Source organism: Protofrankia sp. CiP1_Cm_nod4 (genome assembly GCF_982290645.1).
Window position 1 is genome coordinate 1,958 of record NZ_CEVIVC010000217.1, and the last position, 2,607, is coordinate 4,564.

Sequence of the window (2,607 nt, forward strand, 5' to 3'; positions counted from 1 at the left end):
CTGGCCCGCAAGGTGCCGGTGGAGAAGGTCGAGGCGGCGGTGCGGGCGCTGCTCGCCGCGTTCGGCACCCTGGCGACGAGCGTCGTCGCCGAGCGCGCCGGCGAGCGCCCGGCGCGGGCCGGCGGCTTCGCCGTGACCCTCCAGCGTCTTTTCAACATCGACAACTACCCTGTGCTGGAGCCGATCGACGACGGCCACACCCTGCGCCTCAACGTCGACCTGCTGCGCGCCCAGTTCGGGCTGACCTCTTGACCGGCCAGTTGACCGGCCAGGTCAGCGCGGCGCGGCGCCGGGACGTGCTGGATGCGCTGCGGCGCGGGGCGGTGCCGGCGGCCGGGCTGGACCTGCTCGCGGTCGGGCTGGGCCGGTTCGAGCGCGCCGCCGCCGAGGATCTGGCCGCCGTCGCCGCCGGCGGGTCGGTGTTCAAGGCGGTCCGCGGCGAGTACGGCTCCGGGAAGACGTTCTTCACCCGCTGGCTCGCCGAACGGGCGAAGAAGGCAGGCCTCGCGGCCGCCGAGGTGCAGATCTCGGAGAACGAGACGCCGCTGCACAGGCTGGAGACCGTCTACCGCCGGCTGACCGAGCGGCTGACCACCGCGACGTTCCCGCCGAGCGCGTTGCGGCAGGTCGTCGACGGCTGGTTCTACGCGCTGGAGGAGGACGTCCTCGCCACCGACGGGGCGACGGGCGACGCGGCGACGGGCGACGACGCCGCGGCGCTCGACCGGGCGGTCGGCGAGCTCGTCGACCGGCGGCTCGCCGACGTCGGCCGGACAGCGCCCGCGTTCGCGGCGGCGCTGCGTGGCTACCGGGCGGCGCTGGCCACCGGCGACGAGGCGTCCGCGGCGGCGGTGCTCGCCTGGCTCGGTGGGCAGCCGCACGTCGCGGCGAGCGCCCGCCGGGCCGCCGGGGTGCGCGGCGAGCTGGACCATTTCGGGGCGCTCGGCTTCCTGCAGGGGCTGCTGGTGGTGCTGCGTGACAGCGGCTTCCGCGGTCTGCTCCTCGTCCTCGACGAGGTCGAGACCCTGCAGCGGGTTCGCTCCGACGCGCGGGACAAGGCGCTGAACGCGCTGCGCCAGCTCATCGACGAGGTCCACAGCGGCCGTTTCCCCGGCCTGTTCCTCGTCATCACCGGAACGCCGGCCTTCTATGACGGCCCGCAGGGGGTGGGGCGGCTCGCGCCGCTCGCGCAGCGGCTGGCGACCGACTTCACCACCGACCCGAAGTTCGACAACCCGAGGGCCGTGCAGCTGCGGCTGGCCGGGTTCACCGAGGCGTCGCTGGTCGAGCTCGGCGGGCGGGTCCGGGACCTGTACGCGGCCGGTGCGCCGGGCGACGCGGCCGGCCGGATCGAGAAGCTCGTCGACGACGCCTATCTCGAGGAGCTGGCCGGGGCGGTCGCCGGGCGGCTCGGCGGGAAGGTGGGTGTCACGCCCAGGCTGTTCCTGAAGAAGCTCGTCGGGGACGTGCTCGACCGGGTCGACCAGTTCGACGACTTCGCCCCCAGGCGCGACTACCCGCTGACCATCGGCACGGCCGAAATGACCGACCTGGAACGCAACGCCGCCCGCGCCGACGACATCGACATCGACCTGGACCCGGACGCGGACCCGGACGCGGACCTGGACCCGGATGCGGACCTGGACCTGGGCCCGGGTCCGGCGTGACCGTCGAGCCGGAGGCGTCCGCCGCCGACGCGGCGGATCTGCTGCACCCGGTGGTGCTGCACCACATCGTGAACACCCTGCGGTGGCCGGGGCTGCGGCCGTTGCAGGAAGAGGCGGCCGCGCCGCTGCTCGCCGGTTCGGACGCGCTGCTGCTCGCGCCGACCGCCGGCGGGAAGACCGAGGCGGCGACGTTCCCGGTCCTGTCGCAGATGGCGGCCGAGAACTGGCAGGGGACGTCGGTGCTGTACCTGTGCCCGTTGAAGGCGCTGCTGAACAACCTGGCGCCCCGGCTGGAGACCTACACCGGCTGGCTCGGGCGCCAGGCCGCCGTCTGGCACGGCGACGTGACCGACAGCCGGCGCAACCGGATCCGCCGCGAACGGCCCGACGTCCTGCTCACCACGCCCGAGTCGCTGGAGGCGATGCTCGTCAGCGTCCGCACCGACCATCGCAGCTTCTTCGCCGGCGTCCGCACCGTGATCGTCGACGAGGTCCACGCGTTCGCCGGCGACGACCGTGGCTGGCACCTCCTCGCCGTCCTGGAGCGGCTACGCCGGATCATCGCCGCCGAACAGGCAGGGGAACGAACCGCCGAACGGGCCGCCGCGCACGGCGATCCCTGTGTTCCGCGGAACGCGGTGTCGAACAACGCGGTGTCGATCGGGGGGTTGCAGGTCATCGGCCTGTCGGCGACCGTCGGGAACCCGGCCGAGCTGCTGCGCTGGCTACAGGGCTCGGGTGCGGGCCGGCGCCCGGCCCAGGTCGTCGCGCCGGGCCTGCCGGCCGCGCTTTCCCGGCGGTCTTCCCCGGCGACGGCCCCCGCTGCCGGGGGCGTGGAGGCCGTGACCGGTACCGTGCCGGCGGCCGCTGCCGACGCGTTGCCAGCCAATGTCGAGACGGGCTCGGCCGGCGGCGCGCCGCCGGCACCCGGGCCGCCCAC

3 protein-coding genes are annotated in these 2,607 nt (G+C 74.8%); all 3 read left to right on the top strand.

The features are described from left to right. Positions 1–252, top strand: a 252-nt coding sequence (locus AC5LSR_RS23015) for a hypothetical protein (protein ID WP_493469010.1), incomplete at its 5' end; no start/stop codon positions are given. Continuing rightward, entirely contained in the window at positions 249–1,667 is a 1,419-nt protein-coding gene (brxD, locus tag AC5LSR_RS23020) for a BREX system ATP-binding protein BrxD (protein ID WP_493469011.1), read from the top strand. The genes AC5LSR_RS23015 and brxD, both read left to right, overlap by 4 nt. After that, positions 1,664–2,607: DEAD/DEAH box helicase (locus AC5LSR_RS23025; protein WP_493469012.1), on the top strand; the 944-nt coding region annotated here is incomplete at its 3' end. The genes brxD and AC5LSR_RS23025, both read left to right, overlap by 4 nt.